Consider the following 20,340-nt stretch of genomic DNA (forward strand, 5'->3'; position numbering starts at 1 on the left):
GTCTCCTTTCTTACACTTCTTTAATTGATATAATACTTATAAATGGTAATAAAACTTCTGTTCCTATTCCTTCTTGCAGTGTTAAGAAATCATCCCCAACCGCGACAATCACACCCGTTAACTGTCCAACCGTTACAGTAATTTCTACATTTTTACCCAAATACTGCTTTGCAATTTCTTTAAAAGGTGATGTATTACATTCTTTTAATATGTTACAAATAATAGATTGAAATTGACTTGATTCAATAAACTCTTCCGTAGCTTTCTTTGAATTTCTTTGAATAAACCTTGCGAAGTTTTGTGAAAATAAAAGTCGTTCCACAGCCGGCAATAACTTATTATCTAAAAAATAATCTAATTGCCTATTAAACAATCTCGATAACTTTTTCCAATACTTACCGAACAGACACATACACTTCTCCTCCTATTATTTTTTTTAATATAAAAATTACATTCATACATCTTAATGTATACAAAGCAGACTTTTTTTGTGATAGGTAAGACATACATTTTTCAAAGAAACAATCTTTTCTAATCACAAAAAAAAGATAGATGGTGTCCCATCTATCCTTATATATATTTTAATTTTTAATTGTAATTATGGCAGAGACGCTGTAATAAACCGCTCGTGGTAATTCTGCCTGTTCACTTATAGAAGCTGTAACTAGTGAACCACCACTGGCCGAGAAATACTTAACAGCTTCTAACGGAATACCATCTTCTTTCACATCAATATGCGTTCCATCTCGCCAGTCTATTTTTTGCATTGTTGCTGAAAGGTCCCCCGTCACTTTACCAAATTCTTTACCATCCACTCCTAAAAAGATCCATTCCCACTTCTTTAAACTTATTACTTGTTTCAATTCTCCAATTTTCTTTCCCTCTACATCGGAAAAAATATAAAAATTGCGTACTCCCATCTTCTTTTGAACACGCAACAATCTTTCTCCCGAGTGGTTATATAAATAAAATTGTTGCTTATGTAGTCCCTTAACAAAAAAAGAAAGTACAACTTGCCATACACGTTGCATAACAAAATCATACTCTTCTTTTAAAAAACCTACTGCACTGCCATCTAACCCAAAGTATGTTATTACTTGAAATATCCCTACCTCTTTGCGAACAACAAATTTTTGTTGCTCAAACAATTCAGAAGTCTCTATATTATAATTTTCCTGTTTAAGCATTTTTGATCTTCTTTTTTCTATAAAACTATATATTAACAATCCAAATGCTGGCAGTACAATACCTATTAATTTTAGATTTTCTTTCTCCGAAGTGAATAGCACCCCTTTTTTATATTCCATTACTAGTCCAATTGCGACAATAATCCATACGATGACAGATACAAAAAAAATTCGTTTCGCGTTACGTGCGTGATGTTTATGTATACTCATACCCCTCCCCCTTTTCCATTTTTTTTATTATCTCATTGCACATACACTTCCTCAATAAAAAAAGACCATCCAAAAGGATAGTCTCTTACACTTCGATATTTCGCAACATCGTGTAAATGTCGTTATTCACTTTACCAAATGATTTAATGTTGTTTTGAATGTTAGATAATAAAACGACATACACACTTCCGTTTTTACTAAATCCATTTAAACAATTCCATCCTGGCATTACACCGTGGTTTGAATAACTTCCTGGTCTACATACCAACCAAATCCGTAATCCTTTTTCACGGCCGTAAACATTTGATCATAACTCTCTTTTGAAATCAACTTTCCAGAGAAGAGTGCTTCATTAAATAAATATAAATCATGTGCACTTGTATATATATCACCACAACCATATAGTTGTGACATACTTGGAATATTAGGTGTTGTCATATTGTTATTTACTATTTTATAACCTGTCGACGGAAACCTTGTTTGCTCTAGCGCTTTACCGAAACCAGAATGTTTCATACCCGCAGTAGCAAAAATATGTTGTTTAATGTACTCTTCTAACGGTTGTCCACTTACCTTCTCAGCGATGTAGGCCAGTATAGAATAGTTCGAATCGGAATACTTCCATTTCTCTCCTGGACTCCCAATACGCTTTTGCTTTCCTATTCGTTTTATCAATTCTTCATGAGAAATATCTTCTATTCCCTGTTCATACTCTGGAATTCCTGATGTATGTGTTAGTAAATGTTTTAACTGAATCCCATTACCTTGAGGGAAATCTGGAATATACTTCGCAACCGTATCCTCTACGTTTAATTTATTTTGATCTTTTAATTGCATAATAGCAGTCGCTACAAACGCCTTTGAAATAGAACCAATATAAAAAGTTGTCTCTGAATTATTCGGTACTTGTTTCTCTTTGTTCGCCATACCGTATCCTTTATTCAAAAGAACTTTTCCGTTCTTCACAATAACAGCTGTCCCGCTAAATCCTGCATTTTGTAAATATTGATCTAATTGAGCGTTTTCATTAATTTCTTGAGGTGGTCCCTCAGCAGGCTTTTCCAAAGCTTGTACTTGCTTCACTTGTTCTTCCTGCTCTTTTTGTTTTTGTGCTTCTTGCTTCTTTTTTTCTTCTTCTTTCTTTTTCAGCTCTTCTTGTTTCTTCATTTCTGCCGCTGCTTTTAAAGTTTCTTCTTTCTTATTATGCGCAACAATTTTTGTATACATGAAATATACAAGTGAAAATAGTAAGACGAGAATGATTGTTCTTTTTATGTATACAATCGGCCGACGTGATTTCCCATTCGCATTATTTTTTTCTTGATCCATGATTGCTTTTTTCCCCTTACTCAACAATAATTTACTTCCTCTACTAAAGATTTTTTTAGTAGATTATGGATACTCAATTCTATGTCATCCCTACTTTATCACGCACTGCACATATTACCAACCTATATGTATAAAAAAGAAAAAGAAAATTTACAAAAGTAAGATTGCTGTTAAATTGTTAACAAAAAAAGAGGATATCCTCTTATCTCATTATTTATACGTGTTTTTTCATATCATCGGCAACAGATTCAACATTTGTACCTACGATAACTTGGACACTCGTATTACTTAATTTCATAACACCTTTTGCACCAGCACGTTTTAATGCTGCTTCGTTTACTTGACCAGCATCTTTCACTTGTAAGCGTAAACGTGTTGCACAGTTATCAATAACCGTTAAGTTTTCTTTTCCACCTAAAGCTGCTACGTAAGTTTCACCAATTGAACCTGCAACTGGCGCATCACCCTCTTCAGCTAACTCATCGTCATCTTCACGACCAGGGGTTTTCAGGTCAAACTTCTTAATTAAGAAGTAGAATACTACAAAGTAAATTACTGCGTAAATTAAACCGATTCCCGCTAGCAATACTGGTTTTGTTGCAATACCGAAGTTTAAGAAGTAATCAATTGCACCGGCACTAAATGTGAAACCATCGTGAATGCCAAGTGATGTTGTTACAAATAAAGAAATACCTGTTAACACGGCATGAATACCATATAATACTGGTGATAAGAACATGAATGAGAATTCAATTGGTTCTGTAATACCAGTTAAGAATGAAGTTAATGCTAGACCACCTAACATACCTGTAACCATTTTACGTTTTTCTGGTTTAGCAGCTGCAATCATTGCGAAACATGCTGCTGGTAAACCGAACATCATAACTGGGAAGAAACCAGTCATAAACATACCTGCCGTTTTATCCCCTGCAAGGAAGCGAGCAATATCACCATTTACAACATTACCTGCTGCATTTGTAAAGTCACCAAATACGAACCAGAAGTATGTGTTCATTACATGGTGTAAACCAATTGGAATTAATAGACGGTTTAATAAACCAAATAGACCTGAACCAACTGCACCTAAATTAACAATTCCATGAGCTAATGCATCGATGCCATTTTGAATTGCTGGCCAAATTTGAGCGAATAGAATTCCTAATATTAGCATCACAACCGATGTAACAATCGGAACGAAACGTTTTCCAGCAAAGAAACCTAACCATTCTGGAAGTTTAATCTTATGGAATTTATTATAAAGGAATCCTGCTATAACGCCGACAATAATACCACCTAAAACTTTCATATCCACTTTAGTCGATAATTCGGCGGCCTTAGATACTTGTGTCATTGTATCTGCCAGCTTAGATGGATCTACATTTGCGCTATTGCCTATTAAATCTTGAACTTTACCTAATTTATCTTGTAATTCTACAGTAGAATATCCCTTACTAAGTGCATCAATACTGTTTTTCATAACCAGATAACCAATTGCACCTGCAAGACCTGCTGCACCACTACCATCAACTGAAAGACCGATTGCAATACCAATTGCAAAAATAAGTGCTAAATTATCAAAAACCGCTGCGCCGGCCTGTGCCATAACAGGAATATCAAATACATCCGGTTGCCCTAAACGAAGCAATAATCCTGCTGCTGGTAGTACGGCGATTGGAAGCATTAACGCTTTACCAATACGTTGTAAAAACTGCAACATTTTAATTCCCCCTATCAAATTTATGAAATCGTTATCATTATAAGTACGCTTTAGAAAACGCTTTCTATTTACATAACCATAATAACATATAGTTGTATAGATGTGTAGTTTTTATTTTCGAATTTTTTATGGATAAATCTCCTATTTCCAAACTGTTATATAAAAGGAAAATTCTCCTGTTTAAATATAGAATACTCGAAATGAAATACCTACTATAGAACATGTAACTTTCGTTTTATCATTCCACTTTTTCATGTTATTATTTATTTCCGAGCATATCGGGAAAAGTAAACGTAGTTAATTCGAAATAGGAGCGTTGGTACTATGCAGTGCATTGAAACAAACAACTTACAACAGTTGTTAGAACAAGTAAAACCATATACGAAAAAAGGAAAGCTTGCTACTTATATCCCCGAACTAGGAAATGCAAATCCAGATGATTTAGGGATTGCCATTTTCCATAAAGAAACAGAATACATCCATGCTGGCAACTCACAAACACTATTTACTCTTCAAAGTATTTCAAAAGTAATTACACTTGCACTTGCCCTTTTAGATCGTGGTGAAGAATACGTATTTTCTAAAGTTGGAATGGAACCAACTGGTGATCCATTTAATTCTATTATTAAGTTAGAAACGACAAGTCCTTCTAAGCCACTTAATCCAATGATTAATGCAGGAGCATTAGCCATTACAAGCATGTTAACAGGAAAAGATAATGAAGAAAAAATGGAGCGTATCCTTCATTTTGTACGTGAAATAACAGATAATCCTACTATTAATTATTCTTCTAAAGTTGCCAATTCAGAATTAGAGACAGCTTATTTAAACCGTTCACTTTGTTACTATATGAAACAAAACGGAATTATCGATTGTGACATCGAAGAACTTATGGATCTATACACTCGTCAATGTGCAGTTGAAGTAAACTGTATCGATTTAGCACGTATCGGCTTAATTTTTGCGATGGATGGATATGATCCATATAAGAAAAAACAAATTATCCCTAAACATATTACAAAAATCTGTAAAACATTTATGGTTACATGTGGTATGTACAACGAATCTGGTGAATTTGCGATTCGTGTTGGTATTCCAGCAAAAAGTGGTGTAGCTGGTGGCATTTTCGGCTGTGTAAAAGGAGAAATGGGAATTGGTATTTTCGGACCGGCTTTAGATGCAAACGGAAATAGTATCGCTGGTTTTAAAATTCTTGAACTTCTTTCTGCTCAAGAAGGTTGGAGCATTTTTTAATTGAGAGCTATCCTGCTATACTAGCAGGATTTTTTTATTACATAAAACACTCAACTTTATCAGCTATCCGTCCCCTCACAAAAACCGTACTGAAAGTTTCTCTATATTATGCATATTTGCTCCCCCCTCCTGAATAATATAGTACAACCTAACGCTATATGTGGAGGTGTGAAAGATGAAACTAATATTTCAAATGGAAAAACAGCCTGTTCTTGAAAAAACAATACTTCTTTTTATATTGAGTATTGTAGAAAGCTTGAAGTTAAAAGTGGTTTCACTCGATGAAGCTCACCGATACATATTCAATTTAGAAGTACTTGAACTATTAATGGATCGGAACATCGATGATCAAGTGCTTGAACTTATTCATTTCGGAATGGGACTTGAAGACATTCATCACGTGCTTCCTGAAGAACTTGAACATACTATCGAAGAATTAAAGTGGCTCTGTATTCAAGTTTTAAGTGAGTACAGTATGCATGAAGAATCGGAACAACTAATTGAAGATATACGTTGAAAAAGCACCTATGTAGGTGCTTTCATATTTATATAAACAGTAACGTTTCGGTAATTGCACATTCGATGTCGATATATGCAATTCATTCGAGTATTTCCGAGGAAATGCTCGAACATTGTATGTTACAATAACTGATCTATCCCAATAAGAATTAATAGCACGCCTGCAATAACAGTAGCCCATTTCCCTAAGTATGCTGCTAAAAATCGTTTTCCTATATACGCAAAACCACTAATACAAATAAAACTAAACACCCCAGAAATACATGCCGTAAGCCACAGATTCAAGTTTGTTACCCCAGCATCAAATCCACCTGCGATATTATTAATAGACAATGCAACGCCTAACACAATTGCTTCAGAAAAACTAATTGTTTTAGATCCATCGAAATCTGCTTTTTCTGGATCACGTAAAATCCCCATAAGTACATTACCATCTTTAGAGTCTACGATATTTCTTTGCCCCAAGAAAGGCTGACATAAAATAAACACTCCAATTATGCCTAAAACAATGGCCCCAATCAAATTTGCCGTAAACTCTGAAATAAATAATGCGATCCAGTTCCCAAAAAATCCAGCTAATAAAGTAAATAAAAATCCAAAAAATGCAATGATAAAATTATTAAACCACGAAATTCGAATTTTACGAATGCCATATGCAATCCCAACACCTGCATTATCTAAATTAGAAGCAATTCCGATTAAAAAAATTGAAAATAAACCTGCAGTACTCATAAACAGCCACCCCTTTTCTCACTTTTCCATGCATATTATGAAAATGTTGAGCAACTGTGCCTGTCTGTTTCATATACATGTAATAAATGCTCAACATTTTTTCAACAATAAGAAAGGAGTGCCTTCACTATGCCTAAAGAAAATCCAAATGAGCGGCTTAGTACATTAATAAAAAAACTTTTAAAAGAGCGTGCCTTATCCATGCGCCAATTAGGAATGCATACAAATATTGATCCCGCAACAATCTCAAGAATTATGAATGGTAAACAACCACCAAAACAAAAACATCTACAAAAATTTGCAGAATGTTTGCAAGTTCCACCCCAATTGTTATTTGATGAAATGTATCCTGATTCTCCTCACATTAATAAAGAGAAGACGGATATGTACACATCTCTTGATACCATTCAGCAAACGCTGCAATCCTCTAACTTATTCGATTTCGACTACACAACAACGCGCGTAAAACAAGAACTTGAAAACTATGAACGCTATGCTCAAACAACAGAAGGTGAAAAACGGATTCATGAAAGCTTCGCGAGTAAATTAGAACAAATTGATAGCGCTGGCCCTTTTATTGAACAATTAACAGATATGTATCAACAATTTTGCAATGAGACTATTTCAAACGAGGAACGTGCAGTTCTCGGAGGCGCATTATTATATTTCATTTTATCAACAGACATTATCCCCGACTATCTCTTTCCAATTGGCTATTTAGATGATGCAATTGCTGTTGAATTAGCGAAAGAGAAATTAATCGAACTAAAGCGAAAGACATAGAAAAACAAAGAACTATTTCAGTTGTTTCTGTTCAACTCTGAAATAGTTCACTAAAAAATCGTACAAGTATACATACCTGTACGATTTCCACATACTAATCTATTTTTTTGTATGACACCATTCATATATAAATGCGGTTATTACTTTTGTAAATTCAATTAACTGTTCTACTTCAACTTTCTCATTTATTGAATGAGCTTCTTCTAGTGTACCTGGTCCGTAAATAACAGCTGGAATATGAAATTCACTAAACCAACCACCATCCGTTACCGTTGCAGACATATCTAAAATTGCATTTTTAGATAGAATTGCTTCGTGTACTGAGCTAAGATTTTTTACTGCTGCATGTTCACTATCTATTTCTAAAGAAGGAAAAATTTCGCCACGATCCACAATCATTGATTCTCCTCCCCACTTAAATTGTGGTAGATTTTCACTTAACCATGGATCGGCAGCTGCTACTTTCCCAATATACTCTTCAATTTCTTTTATTATTTGTTCATGTGTTTCATTCGGATAGAAGTGCACCGTTATCCATAACCGGCACTCATCCGCAATAAACGCTGCATGCCGTCCACCTTCAATAACAGCTGGGTTAATTGTTGTTGTTCCAGATGGATAGCCTTCATATGTTTTCATAACTGCCCAATGACGCTCTAATTCTTGTAAACTTTGCACAATTTTCATCATTTTTTCAATCGCACTCGCTCCAAATAAACGTCCGCCAGCATGGATCATTTGCCTACGTGTTGCATCATGAAACGTTTGAGGGCTTTTCACAGTAATCCATCCAGTAATTACGCCGCCCTGTCCTTGCATATGTAAATCACTCGTATCCACTACGACTGCAAAATCAGCATCATATCCCCTTTTGCAGCATTGAAGTGTACCTGCCTCTCCAACTTCTTCCCCAATTACTGATTGAAAGATTAAATCTCCAGGTAATTCAATGCCTGCTTCTTGTAAAAGCTGAATAGCAAATAGCGCTCCAGCCAGTCCACCTTTCATATCTGCCGCACCACGTCCAACTAACCAACCATCTTTTATAAACGGCTCAAACGGATTGGTTTCCCACGCCTCATCTGCTGACACTTCAGCTACATCCATATGTCCGTTAATAATAAGACTTTTATGTGTGTCACTTTCTATCCCTTTTTTCACCCCAACAACGTTCGGGTCATTCGGATATACATCCCATTTATCAACACTAAAATTTCGTTTTCTTAGAAAATCTGCAACAAATTCTTGTGCCTCATTTGTGTTTCTCGCCGGCGGTGCCGGTGTTTCAAAACGAATTAAGGTCTTTGTAAGCTCTAGTAATTCGTCTTTTCGTAAATCAATCTGTTCTAATAGCTGTGAAACTTCTTGATTCATCACTAATTCCCCTTTGCATACATAGTATGTTTCCAGCTTTATTGTCACAAAAAAAGAGACTGTTTACAATTTTACAGTCTCTTTCTTCAGCATAGGTTTCTAATATATTTATAAACTTTCTGCTTCTGTTGTATTTACTTTTTCAACATGTTCTATCTTGCTTCCCTTATTTTTTGTCGCACGATAAAACAGTAAACAAACAATCATAAATGGAATTCCACAATATAACGCCATTCTTTGCTCTGGGATAAAAGCCATAGCTACGATTACTGTTATATTTAATACTAACGCAAGCAGTGGTACGAATGGATATAGCGGTGTTTTAAATTTCAAGTCCTTCACATCCCCGCCCTGCTTAATATATGCCCTTCTAGCTAATAAGTTAGATAGAGCAATAGATGTCCAAACTAATATCGCCCCAAATCCAGCAATAGAAAGTAGCCATAAATAAACTGTATCTTCCGCGTAAATACCTGATAGTAATGAGAGACAACCTACAATTGTACTTACAATCAATGCATAAATAGGAACACCATTTTTAGATAACTTACCAAAAATCGGACTAATCATTCCTTGATTAGACATAGACCATAGCATACGAGAAGTTGCATATAACCCTGAATTCGCAACAGATAGAACTGCTGTAATAATAACGAAATTTATAATATCAGCCGCATAAGGAATACCAATTTTATCAAATACAACTACGAATGGACTTTCTATTACTCCCGCTTGCTGCCAAGGAAATAGTCCTGCAAGAATAAAAATAGATAATACAAAGAACACCAGTATACGCCAAACTGTATTATTAATTGCCTTCGGGATCGTTTTTTCTGGATTTTCACTCTCTCCAGCCGCAATACCAACTAGTTCCGTGCCTTGGAAAGAGAAATTAACTGCAATCATCGTAATTAAAATAGCTGATAATCCATTTGGAAACAACCCACCATAATCAGTAAAGCTGGAGAACATCGGTGCTGGTTCGTTTCCTTTCATATCTAGAAAACCAAACATCGCTGCCCCGCCTAGAATAATAAATGCAATAATTGTAATGACTTTAATACTTGCAAACCAAAATTCAACTTCTGCAAAACTTTTTGAAGATAACGCATTGATAGCAAAGAGCAGTACCGCAAACACTACACACCAAATCCATGACGGTACATCAGGAAACCATCGTTTCATTAAAATACTAACTGCAATCAGCTCAATACCTATCGTAGCAGACCAGTTTAGCCATGACATCCATCCAACTACATAACCCGCTGCAGGGGAAATGTGCTTTGTAGCATACGTTTGATAAGATCCTGCGTCAGGCATCGCAACAGCTAACTCTCCAAGACAGAGCATCGTTAAATACATAACAAATCCTCCAACAAGATACGCTACAATCGCTCCTCCAGGCCCAGCTTCATGAATTGTATACCCAGATCCTAAAAAAAGACCGGTACCAATAACTCCCCCAAGTGCAATCATAAATATGTGCCTGCTTTTTAATTCCCTTTTTAACCCTTGGTTTTGATCCATCATATAAATCCCCCCATTTCATGTAAGCGTTTTTAAAAATCTTCATAATAAGAATAATTATTGAAAAGAGCAAAATACATAGTATTAATCACTACCTGTTATTAAAAGATCATCCCTCACTGTTATTAATAACTTTTTATCAGCGATAGCTTGTCCCTCTACTACTTCTAATGATTCGATATACCCACTGATTCCTACCTTAATTTCTACTTTCTGTTTATCTATTGTTTCAATTAACGCTAATTTCTCCCACTCGTATACGTATGAACTTTCCGCAACAAATAGCTTCTCTACTTTCCCGTAACAAGGACTATACACGCCTTCTATAACCGTCTTCACTTTATAAACTCCTCCTTCTTATTAATCGCTACTGAAACGTTGCATATCCCTCCTTTAGAGATTTCAACTATTATTTATGCAAAATGCGTACCAATCTCCAATTCCTATTTAAAATGAAGGTTTCTCAAAAAAAAATCTTCATAACCGCAAAATTTTTCTATCATTTGAGAAGTTTTAAAAGGAAAATAGCAAAAAAATTTTGCGATTTTATAAGAATTTTAATAAAATTATAAAAAGTCAGTCTTCATAGGGTGAAATGAGGAGAAGATAATCTATGCGTACAGAAGAAATTAATTTTAAACAGATCATTGAAATGAATATGCTATATGAAACTTTACTCAATGAGCTCGATATCGGGATTCATATTATTAATGAGGAAAGTAAAACGATTATCTACAACCGCAAAATGATGGAAATTGAATCAATGGAACGCTCAGATGTGCTATATAAAAGTCCTTTAGAAGTATTCGCATTTGAAGAAAATAAAAATAGTACTCTTATAGAGGCATTAAAATTAGGAAAAACAAACAAAAATATAAAACAAACGTATTTTAACAATAAAGGACAAGAAATTACTACGATTAACAACACTTTCCCTATAATAGAAAACGGAAAAATTAAAGGCGCTATTGAAATTTCAACAGAGATTAGCCATTCCAAACAAACAATGAAAACGAACCTTTCTCGAAAAACAAATAATAAGTTTACCTTTGATCACATAATCGGTGATTCTAGTGCTATTCAATCCGTCATTACAGAAGCGAAGAGAGTAATTCGTACATCCTCATCCATACTTCTCGTAGGAGAAACAGGAACCGGTAAAGAACTATTTGCACAAAGCATCCATAATGAAAGTCAGCGTTCCACAAAACCATTTATTTCACAAAATTGTGCCGCCATACCTGACACACTCATGGAAAGCTTATTATTTGGTACGAACCGAGGTGCATTTACAGGAGCCATCGATAAAGCTGGTTTATTTGAAGAGGCAAACGGAGGCACTTTATTATTAGATGAGATCAACTCATTGGGTCCAGCTCTTCAAGCGAAATTACTACGAGCTATACAAGAAAAAACAATACGAAGAATCGGAGGCACACAAGAAAAAGAAATTGATGTTCGTATTATAGCAACTATTAATGAGGACCCTCTTGAAGCTATTACACACAATCGATTACGGGAAGACTTATATTACCGATTAAGCGTCGTTACTTTATGTCTCCCGCCTTTACGCGAACGAAAAGAAGATATTCCAGCTCTTGTTCAGCACTTTATCGAAAAGTACAACATTCAATTTGGGCTCAGCGTGACGGATTTAGATGCACATGTAAGAGAATTCTTGTATGCATATGATTGGCCTGGAAACGTACGAGAACTAGAACATATCATTGAAGGTTCAATGAATTTAGTTGAAGAAGAAAATATCATTACAGCGTTTCATCTTCCCACTCGCTTTCGCGAACGGATAAAAAAAGAATTCAATATGCAACCTTTCCTAACTAATAACGATGCTGATGCACCTAAAACGTTAAAGCACACAATAGAGGCAATGGAAAAGAACTACATCAATCAAATTCTGAAAGAGTACCACGGTAATATCTCACAAGCTGCAAAGTTTTTGGGATTAAGTAGGCAAAACTTACAATATCGAATTAAAAAATTGCATTTACACATATGAAATGAAGTGAAACTTTAATCTGTGGAGGTTTTGCCCACCCTCACCAATTGGACCTTTATTTCCTGTTAATGCAGGATCAATCTACTTCCAAGTGGAAATACAAATTGGTAAAATATGCTACAATAAACATATAACATACTAGAAAGGAATGATATATATGAGTAATAATAACAAATTAAAGTTATTACAATACTTAGCCTTCTTCCCTACCCTTGTATGTATGATGTTACTCATGGATATGAACAGCTTTCCTTACGCAAAGCTATTCGCAACAATTAGCGGTTCCTTTGCAGCTATTATGCTTGCTGTTTTTTGGAATTTGAAGATACGTATGAAGAAAGAAAAATCTTCTTAATGCCAAAACATAAAAAAATCGAGCCTACACAGCTCGATTTTTTTACTGACTATTAAAACTCAACATCCTCCAAATACAAACCACTCGCCTCAGCAAGGCAATTAATTTGATTGCGTTGTTTCGCCTCTAAAATGTGTGGAATTGCTTCTGCATCTAATTGTCCTAATCCAACTTCAATTAATGCCCCAACAATTTTTCGTACCATGTTATGAAGGAATCCGTTACCACTTACTCTAATTTGTACAAATCCTGCCTCTTCCATCACATCAAGTGTGTATACTTCTCGAACCATAGACTTTTTCTTTGATTTCGCATTTGAAAAAGCAGTAAAGTCATGTGAACCAATTAAATGTTTCGCAGCTTCTTTCATGCTTTTCACATTTAGTTTTTTATTCACATGCATGCTGTATTTACGCATAAATGGATTTGTATGCTCTTCATTCCAAATCTTATAAAGATATGTTTTTGCTTTAGAATTGTAACGAGCATGGAAGCGATCTTGAACTTCTTCTACATCCGTAATGCTAATATCGTTAGGTAAATATTGATTTAAATATTTTTTCACTTTATGTTCCACTAACTTCTCATCACTTTGAAAGTTAGCAACTTGATTCAAAGCATGTACACCAGCGTCTGTTCTACTACAACCGATAATTTCAATTTCTTTTCCGACCATTTCAGATATAAACACTTTCGATTTTCCCTTGAATCGTATTATCGTTATTACCGAGACGTTGCCATCCTTTAAAACGTGCACCATCGTACTGAATCGTTAATTTATAATTATTCATTTTACTCTCCTTCATAGAAAATATTCCCTCATATCGTGAGGGAATATGAATACACTTTACTTTCTAACAAGCTTCACTACATTTTCTACATGAGCTGTATGCGGGAACATATCAACTGGTTGCACATACTCCACTTCATAACTCTTCATTAATGCTTGTACATCACGTGCTAATGAAGAAGGATTACAAGATACATAAACAACTTGTTTCGGTTTCACTTTTAAAATTGTTTCCAGTAATTTATCATCGCAACCTGTACGTGGTGGATCGACAACAATTACATCTGGACGCCATCCTTCTTTTACCCATTTCGGTAACCACTGTTCAGCTTTACCTGCTTCATATTTCGTATTTGTAAATCCGTGACGCTTCGCATTTTTTCTTGCATCTTCAATCGCTTCTGGAATTACATCCATACCACGTACTTCCGCTGCATCATTTGCAAGCCAAAGACCGATTGTACCAACACCACAATACGCATCTACAATTTTCTCATCGCCTGTTAAAGCAGCTGCCTTTTTCGCTTCATCATATAAAACAACCGTTTGTTCCGGGTTCAACTGGAAGAATGCACGTGCTGATAATTCAAATGATAAATCACCTAGTGTTTCTTGAATTACTTCTTTTCCAGCTAATTTAAATGTTTTATCACCGAAAATAACTGATGTTTTACGCCAATTCACGTTTTGCATAATTGATTTCACACTTGGCATTTGCTTTTGTACTTCTGCGATAAACTGCTCCTTATTTGGCAATTCTTCTTTTGTTGTAATAAGTGTAACTTGTACTTCACCTGTTTGAACTGCAGTACGTGTCACAATTGTGCGTACTAAGCCTTTTTGTTTTTTCTCATTGTAAATAGAAACATTTAACTTTTCTAATATACGTCGTACAACTTTTGTCGCTTCATTCGTTGCTTTATGTTGAATCATGCAATGAGCAATATCAATTAACTGATGTGAGTTTTGCTTATACAGCCCTGTAATAACCTTTTCGTCTTTACGTCCCACTTGTAATTGACTCTTATTACGATAATGCCATGGATTTTCCATACCAAGCGTTGGACGAATTTTCTCTTCCAGGCTGTTGTTCATATACTTCTCAAATGCTTGTACAACGATATCACGCTTTTGATTTAATTGTTCTTTATAATCTAAATGTTGCAGCTGACAACCGCCACACTCTTCATATACCGGACATGGTGCTTTCACACGATGTGGTGAAGCTTTACGAACTTTTTTCACTTTCGCTTCAGCGAAGCCACGCTGAATTTTCGTTGTTTCTGCAACAACTTCTTCTCCTGGTAATGCCCCTGGAATGAAAACGACTTGTCTCTTAAAATAGCCAACGCCTTCTCCGTTAATCCCAAGACGCTTAATTGTTACAGGAAATGTTTGACCAACTTCCAACTTACTCTCATGTTGCTTTTGTATCATTATTACACCTCTACTCTATACTTTTCCATAAATATAACGCTGCATAACTGCAGTATGGTTCACACTCTTGTTTCACTTTTTCTAAAAATACATCATCAGGTTTATCATCTAATTGAAATATCCCTTGCACCGCACGCTGAATTCCAATGTCCGTTTTCGGAAACATATTTTTCCGTCCAAGTCCAAACATTAAAAAGTTTTGCACTGTCCATGCACCAATCCCCCTAATCGGTAACAATTGTGCCGAAACCTCTTCTTCCGCCCTGATTTCTATACTCGCTAAGTCTAATGTACCGCTGACAATACTTTGACCTAATCCTACTATATATTCAGCCTTTCGTTGACTAAACTTCTGCTCTCTCAATTCTTCTATTGAAATATTTGCTACTATTTCCGGAGTGGGGAAAAAGAATACACCATTCTTCTCTGTTCCATATCGTTTCACAAACTGTTCTGTTAACCCAGTAGCAAATTTCAAATTTATTTGTTGATGAATGATACAGCGAAGAAGACAAGCGAAATAATCAAATTCTAAAATAATTGGAGTATAAGCATATGTTTCAAATAGTGGACGTAATGATGTGTTTAAAAAATGATTTTGTATATCTTGAAACGGTTCATTCCAATGAAAAATGGCTCTCATTCGTTTCATGACTTTCTCCGGATCTCCTGTTTGACTAGAAATCCAAAACTGTGGATTTTGAACAGTACCAATCCCTTGCAAGCGAACAACAACCTGTTCCTCATCTATACAAAGCGGGACATAAATAACTTTCTCATCTAATTGAATGACGTTAAGAGGATCAAAAGATAACCGTTTTAATACCTCTTCAAAATGATACGGATACTCTAACGTAACATGTTCGCTCCACATACGTTTCCCCATCCTTTTTACACATCATTATAGCATGAGAAAACCGCAAGCATACATGCTTACGGTTGATTGCTTTTTACTAAGTCATCTAGACTTTTAAAATGATACCCTTTCTCGCGCAAATCATCAATGATTTTCGCAAGTGCTTCTGCATTATCTTTCGAGATTGCATGAAGTAATAAAACAGATCCTGGATGAATCATCGTCATGACATTATTATGTGCATATTGCCATCCTCTTTGCTCGTCCACTTTCCAATCCAAAAATGCAAGTGACCAAAATACATTATAATAGCCCATTTCTTTCGTAAGAGCTAACGTTCTTTCACTGAACACACCTCGTGGCGGTCGTACATATTTTACTTCTTTTTGCCCAGTTACTTTTTTAATTTCTTCTGTTACACTCGTTAATTCTTCACGAAGTTTCGCATCATTTACCGTTGTAAAATCAGGATGACTCCACGAATGGTTTCCAATAATATGTCCTTCATCCTTCATTCTTAATAACAAATCTTTTTGTGTTTTAATATAATGACCCGTTACAAAGAAAGTTGCTGGTACTTTTTTCTCTTTTAATACGTCTAAGATTTTTCCTGTGTATCCATTCTCGTACCCATTATCGAATGTTAAATAAATATCTTTTTTCTTTGTATCCCCTAAATAAAACCCACCATTTTTTTGTAGTAAATCTGTATATAACTTTCCAGCATCTGGTACTGTTTCATTTTTAGGGCGCGGGATTCCCCAGTTATGTGGAGTGTTTGTATAAGCTAATGTTGAAACTGGAACAAGTGCCATCATAATTGAAAAAATGAGACCGATATATAACCATTTATATTTCATAAATAGTCTCCTTTCCATATATAATCGTACTTGTAGTTTCTGTTGCTACGCATTCTTTCATGCTGAACATGTTTTTCTATATATGCCAAAAAAATGCATCCCGAATGATTCGAGATGCATTTTTGTTTACTTAAATACTGGCTCTTTAAAGCTAGCTAATTTTTCGAGTGATGTTTTATCAACATCTGCATGTAAGCTATTACCATGAGAATCCATCGTTACAACTGCTTTAAATCCTTCAATACGTAAATGCCACATTGCCTCTGGAATGCCAAATTGTAAGAAATTAACATCTTTTACTTCTTTAATACATTCAGCATAATATTGTGCTGCACCGCCAATTGCATTTAAATATACACCACCATGCTCTTCTAAAGCCGCTAATGTTTTCGCACCCATACCGCCTTTTCCAATGACAGCGCGAATACCGAATTTCTTCATAATATCGCCTTGGTACGGTTCTTCACGAATACTTGTCGTTGGACCCGCCGCTTTAATTTGCCAGTTTTCATTTTCATCTTTTACGACAACTGGACCACAGTGATAAATAACTTGTCCATTTAAATCTACCGGACAATCGTTATCCATTAAATGCTTATGGATTGCGTCACGCCCTGTATACATCATGCCATTAATTGTTACAACATCACCAACGCGAAGTTCACGAATTTGCTCTTCTGTAATTGGAGCTTGTAATACAATCTCACGTTGCTCTGTTTTTTCTTGTGCTTCTTGCTGAAGTGTATCGTCACCTTCTTGATATAGCCAATCCATAATTTCACCTGTTTCAGGATGGATTGTTACGCCAAGGCGACGATATGCCCAGCAATTATATGCAACAGATACGTAGAAGCTAGCTGGCAGACGGTTATACACGCCAATTTTACAGCCAAGTAAAGTTGTTTCTCCGCCAAATCCCATCGTACCAATGCCAAGCTTATTCGCATTTTCTAATACGTACTCTTCAAGTTTTTGTAACTCTGGTACTGGATTGACATCATCTAATGTACGGAATAATTGATTTTTTGCTAATTCGTAACCCGATGTGCGGTCTCCCCCGATACCAACACCAATTACACCTGCACTACATCCTTGACCTTGTGCTTGATATACTGCATGAAGAAGGCATTTACGAATCCCTTCTAAATCACGGCCAGCTCGTCCAAGTCCTTCTAATTCACATGGTAAGCTATACTGAATATTTTTATTCTCACAGCCACCGCCCTTTAGAATTAAACGTGCATCAATATAATTTTTTTCCCATTGTTCAAACTTAATAACCGGTGTACCTGGTCCTAAATTATTTCCACTATTGTCTCCAAAAAGAGAATCAACAGAATTGGGACGCAGTTTACCATCTTTTGTCGCCCGCTCAAGCGCATGATAGATAGCTTCCTTCAACTTTAGTTGATTCACACCAACTGGTGTATAAATTTTAAACGTTGGCATCCCTGTATCTTGGCAAATTGGTGAGATGTTATCATCAGCCATTTTAATATTATTCGTAATTGTGCCAAGTGCCATCGCAGAACGAGTCCCTGCATTTTCTCGTTCTTTTGCTTGTTGAATCGCACGACGAACATCTTTCGGTAAGTTCGTTGACGTTTCAACAATTAGTTGATACATGCTTTCTTGAAGCTTTTCCATTGTTACTTCCCCCTCAATTGTGAACGCTACCAAAACGTTATGAGATGAAAATCCCATTGTTATGCTCTTCAGCTTTTTATTTGTTTCACGCTATTCAAGCATAAATGAAATTTTTCACAACTTGATTATACCTCTTTTTCTATCGTCCTTCTATTATCCACACAGAAAAAGGCTACCAAATTGGAATTGGCAGCCTTTTTAATATATTATTCGTCTTTTTTAAATTGCTCACATTTTAATTCTAATTCATCTAACATTGCAAGAAGACGATCCACATCTTCTAATTCTACTTCTTCAGGTTCAATTGTATCAATTACTTCAATGAACATATTTAAACGTTCTTTTAAATATACTAATTGTGTATCTTTATCTTGAATTGCTTTTCCCATGAAGGCACTCTCCTTTTAATTCGAGTTGCTTTTATTATACCGCAAAAATGATTGCTGTGGATATGTAATTTCATCAATTTTGTCACAGTAATTCATTCAAATGTAAGCCCTATCTCTTTTTTCACAAAAAAGTTTCACTTTATAAAAAGCACATATTCTTCTATTATAGAGAATGGACAAATTGTTATTTCAATAGTCAAAGGAGTATTTCATATGACGATATCACAAAAAATGAAGCCGATTACTCCTTCTTACGATCCATGGGAAGCGTATATGGACCTTGAAGAGTACGGCAAACTACTATTAACAAATGTTGAGTTTACAACGACGACGTTATGCAATATGCGCTGTGAGCATTGCGCTGTTGGTTACACGTTACAGCCGAAAGACCCGAATCCGCTTCCGATGGATCTTTTATTAAAACGATTAGATGAGATTCCTCATTTACGTTCTTTAAGTATTACTGGCGGAGAACCTATGCTTTCAAAAAAATCCGTCGACAACTATGTAACACCACTCTTAAAATACGCTCATGAACGAGGCGTTCGCACTCAAATTAACTCAAACTTAACTATAGATTTAGCACGTTACGAACAAATTATTCCCTATTTAGACGTATTGCATATATCTCATAACTGGGGAACAATTGACGACTTCGTTGAAGGCGGATTTGCAATGATGGAGCGTAAACCTACGTATGAACAACGTGCAAAATTATTTGAACGCATGATTACAAATAGTAAAGCTCTATCAGATGCAGGTGTACTCGTATCAGCCGAAACGATGCTGAATAAACGAACTCTACCACACATTGAACATATTCATCGTCAAATCGTTGAAGAAATGGGATGTAAACGTCATGAGGTTCACCCAATGTATCCAAGTGACTTCGCGAGTAATCTAGAGATTTTAACAAAAGCTGAAATTCGTGATGCAATTGAGCATTTACTAGAAATTCGCGATGAAAATGTATGGATGTTATTTGGAACTTTACCTTTCTACGCTTGTAGCGATGACGAGCGAGATATCGCCACATTTAAGAAATTACAAGAAAGCAAAAATGTAACAGTTCGTAACGATCCAGATGGCCGTTCTCGTTTAAACGTCAACATTTTCGATGGAAATATTATTGTAACTGATTTCGGTGACGTTCCCCTTCTAGGTAACGTACAAACAAACACACTACAAGAAGCATATGACAAATGGAGTGCCTCAAAAACAGCACAATCATTAAGCTGTCACTGTCCTGCAGTAAAATGCCTTGGACCGAATGTTCTTGTAAAAAACAGCTACTATCCGACAGAAGATTTCTTATCAAAAACAGCAAATATTACATTATAAATAAAAACGTCAGCTT

General features: G+C 35.6%; 18 protein-coding genes and 3 pseudogenes. 6 read left to right on the top strand and 15 right to left on the bottom strand.

Features of this window, described 5'->3' with window-relative positions; genetic code table 11:
* Positions 1–10: 10 nt before the first annotated feature.
* The 5 genes and pseudogenes from PDL00_RS19895 to PDL00_RS34750 form a co-directional block, all read right to left on the bottom strand.
* Positions 11–412 carry a DUF2642 domain-containing protein gene (locus PDL00_RS19895; protein ID WP_242254565.1) on the bottom strand — a complete coding sequence of 134 codons (402 nt, stop codon included), beginning with the start codon at positions 410–412 and terminating at the stop codon, positions 11–13.
* Between the two features lie 169 nt (positions 413–581).
* Positions 582–1,397 (bottom strand): sugar ABC transporter ATP-binding protein, encoded by an 816-nt coding sequence (locus tag PDL00_RS19900; protein WP_242254568.1) that lies wholly within the window; start codon positions 1,395–1,397, stop codon positions 582–584.
* A gap of 85 nt (positions 1,398–1,482) precedes the next feature.
* A pseudogene (locus PDL00_RS19905) lies at positions 1,483–2,726 on the bottom strand (serine hydrolase domain-containing protein).
* 214 nt (positions 2,727–2,940) lie between these two features.
* Entirely contained in the window at positions 2,941–4,443 is a 1,503-nt protein-coding gene (gene nagE, locus PDL00_RS19910) for an N-acetylglucosamine-specific PTS transporter subunit IIBC (RefSeq protein WP_270730811.1), read from the bottom strand.
* Between the two features lie 183 nt (positions 4,444–4,626).
* Positions 4,627–4,698: pseudogene (locus tag PDL00_RS34750) on the bottom strand (transcriptional regulator); the annotation flags it as partial.
* 69 nt (positions 4,699–4,767) lie between these two features.
* Between PDL00_RS34750 and glsA the strand changes: the two are divergent.
* Together glsA and PDL00_RS19920 are read left to right on the top strand one after the other, a co-directional pair.
* The gene (glsA, locus tag PDL00_RS19915) at positions 4,768–5,697 is read left to right on the top strand and encodes a glutaminase A (RefSeq protein WP_063221674.1); all 930 of its coding nucleotides are present in this window, start codon (positions 4,768–4,770) and stop codon (positions 5,695–5,697) included.
* A gap of 175 nt (positions 5,698–5,872) precedes the next feature.
* On the top strand, positions 5,873–6,214 hold the full coding sequence (locus PDL00_RS19920) for a DUF3969 family protein (protein WP_000766602.1): 342 nt from the start codon (positions 5,873–5,875) through the stop codon (positions 6,212–6,214).
* Positions 6,215–6,336: 122 nt separating this feature from the next.
* Here the strand turns inward: PDL00_RS19920 and PDL00_RS19925 are convergent, their stop codons facing one another.
* Positions 6,337–6,948 (bottom strand): manganese efflux pump, encoded by a 612-nt coding sequence (locus tag PDL00_RS19925; protein WP_242254574.1) that lies wholly within the window; start codon positions 6,946–6,948, stop codon positions 6,337–6,339.
* A 129-nt stretch (positions 6,949–7,077) separates the two neighbouring features.
* On the opposite strand from PDL00_RS19925, the gene PDL00_RS19930 reads away from it, so the two are divergent.
* The gene (locus PDL00_RS19930) at positions 7,078–7,731 is read left to right on the top strand and encodes a DUF1232 domain-containing protein (protein WP_088022750.1); all 654 of its coding nucleotides are present in this window, start codon (positions 7,078–7,080) and stop codon (positions 7,729–7,731) included.
* A 99-nt stretch (positions 7,732–7,830) separates the two neighbouring features.
* Here PDL00_RS19930 and PDL00_RS19935 read toward each other — a convergent pair whose 3' ends face one another.
* The 3 genes from PDL00_RS19935 to PDL00_RS19945 all read right to left on the bottom strand — a co-directional run bounded on the left by PDL00_RS19935 (position 7,831) and on the right by PDL00_RS19945 (position 10,971).
* Positions 7,831–9,105 carry an acetylornithine deacetylase gene (locus PDL00_RS19935; RefSeq protein ID WP_242254576.1) on the bottom strand — a complete coding sequence of 425 codons (1,275 nt, stop codon included), beginning with the start codon at positions 9,103–9,105 and terminating at the stop codon, positions 7,831–7,833.
* A gap of 108 nt (positions 9,106–9,213) precedes the next feature.
* Positions 9,214–10,635 (bottom strand): amino acid permease, encoded by a 1,422-nt coding sequence (locus PDL00_RS19940; protein ID WP_270730819.1) that lies wholly within the window; start codon positions 10,633–10,635, stop codon positions 9,214–9,216.
* An 81-nt stretch (positions 10,636–10,716) separates the two neighbouring features.
* Complete coding sequence (locus PDL00_RS19945) at positions 10,717–10,971, bottom strand: biotin/lipoyl-containing protein (protein WP_000859483.1); 255 nt, start codon at positions 10,969–10,971, stop codon at positions 10,717–10,719.
* 274 nt (positions 10,972–11,245) lie between these two features.
* Here PDL00_RS19945 and PDL00_RS19950 point away from each other — a divergent pair, with 274 nt between their 5' ends.
* Positions 11,246–12,649 (top strand): sigma-54 interaction domain-containing protein, encoded by a 1,404-nt coding sequence (locus PDL00_RS19950; protein ID WP_270730822.1) that lies wholly within the window; start codon positions 11,246–11,248, stop codon positions 12,647–12,649.
* 157 nt (positions 12,650–12,806) lie between these two features.
* Positions 12,807–13,004, top strand: a complete 198-nt coding sequence (locus PDL00_RS19955) for a hypothetical protein (protein ID WP_242254583.1) — start codon at positions 12,807–12,809, stop codon at positions 13,002–13,004.
* A gap of 52 nt (positions 13,005–13,056) precedes the next feature.
* On the opposite strand, the pseudogene truA reads toward PDL00_RS19955, so the two are convergent.
* From truA to PDL00_RS19985, 6 genes and pseudogenes are all read right to left on the bottom strand, one after another.
* Positions 13,057–13,795 (bottom strand): annotated as a pseudogene (truA, locus tag PDL00_RS19960) (tRNA pseudouridine(38-40) synthase TruA).
* 56 nt (positions 13,796–13,851) lie between these two features.
* Positions 13,852–15,231, bottom strand: coding sequence for a 23S rRNA (uracil(1939)-C(5))-methyltransferase RlmD (gene rlmD, locus PDL00_RS19965; protein ID WP_061676722.1), 1,380 nt, complete (start codon positions 15,229–15,231; stop codon positions 13,852–13,854).
* A 10-nt stretch (positions 15,232–15,241) separates the two neighbouring features.
* A complete protein-coding gene (locus PDL00_RS19970; protein WP_270730825.1) occupies positions 15,242–16,105 on the bottom strand; it encodes a DNA-3-methyladenine glycosylase family protein in 864 nt (287 codons plus the stop codon).
* A gap of 59 nt (positions 16,106–16,164) precedes the next feature.
* Positions 16,165–16,947, bottom strand: coding sequence for a delta-lactam-biosynthetic de-N-acetylase (gene pdaA, locus PDL00_RS19975; protein ID WP_061676720.1), 783 nt, complete (start codon positions 16,945–16,947; stop codon positions 16,165–16,167).
* Between the two features lie 126 nt (positions 16,948–17,073).
* Positions 17,074–18,594 (bottom strand): class I fumarate hydratase, encoded by a 1,521-nt coding sequence (gene fumA / locus PDL00_RS19980; protein WP_270730827.1) that lies wholly within the window; start codon positions 18,592–18,594, stop codon positions 17,074–17,076.
* Positions 18,595–18,800: 206 nt separating this feature from the next.
* Positions 18,801–18,983, bottom strand: a complete 183-nt coding sequence (locus tag PDL00_RS19985) for an SE1561 family protein (protein WP_000513558.1) — start codon at positions 18,981–18,983, stop codon at positions 18,801–18,803.
* A gap of 213 nt (positions 18,984–19,196) precedes the next feature.
* Between PDL00_RS19985 and yfkAB the strand changes: the two genes are divergently transcribed.
* Positions 19,197–20,324, top strand: coding sequence for a radical SAM/CxCxxxxC motif protein YfkAB (yfkAB, locus tag PDL00_RS19990; RefSeq protein WP_242254594.1), 1,128 nt, complete (start codon positions 19,197–19,199; stop codon positions 20,322–20,324).
* The last annotated feature ends 16 nt before the right edge of the window (positions 20,325–20,340 follow it).

Origin of the sequence: Bacillus cereus group sp. TH152-1LC (assembly GCF_027710505.1) — a bacterium.
GTDB lineage: Bacteria > Bacillota > Bacilli > Bacillales > Bacillaceae_G > Bacillus_A > Bacillus_A mobilis.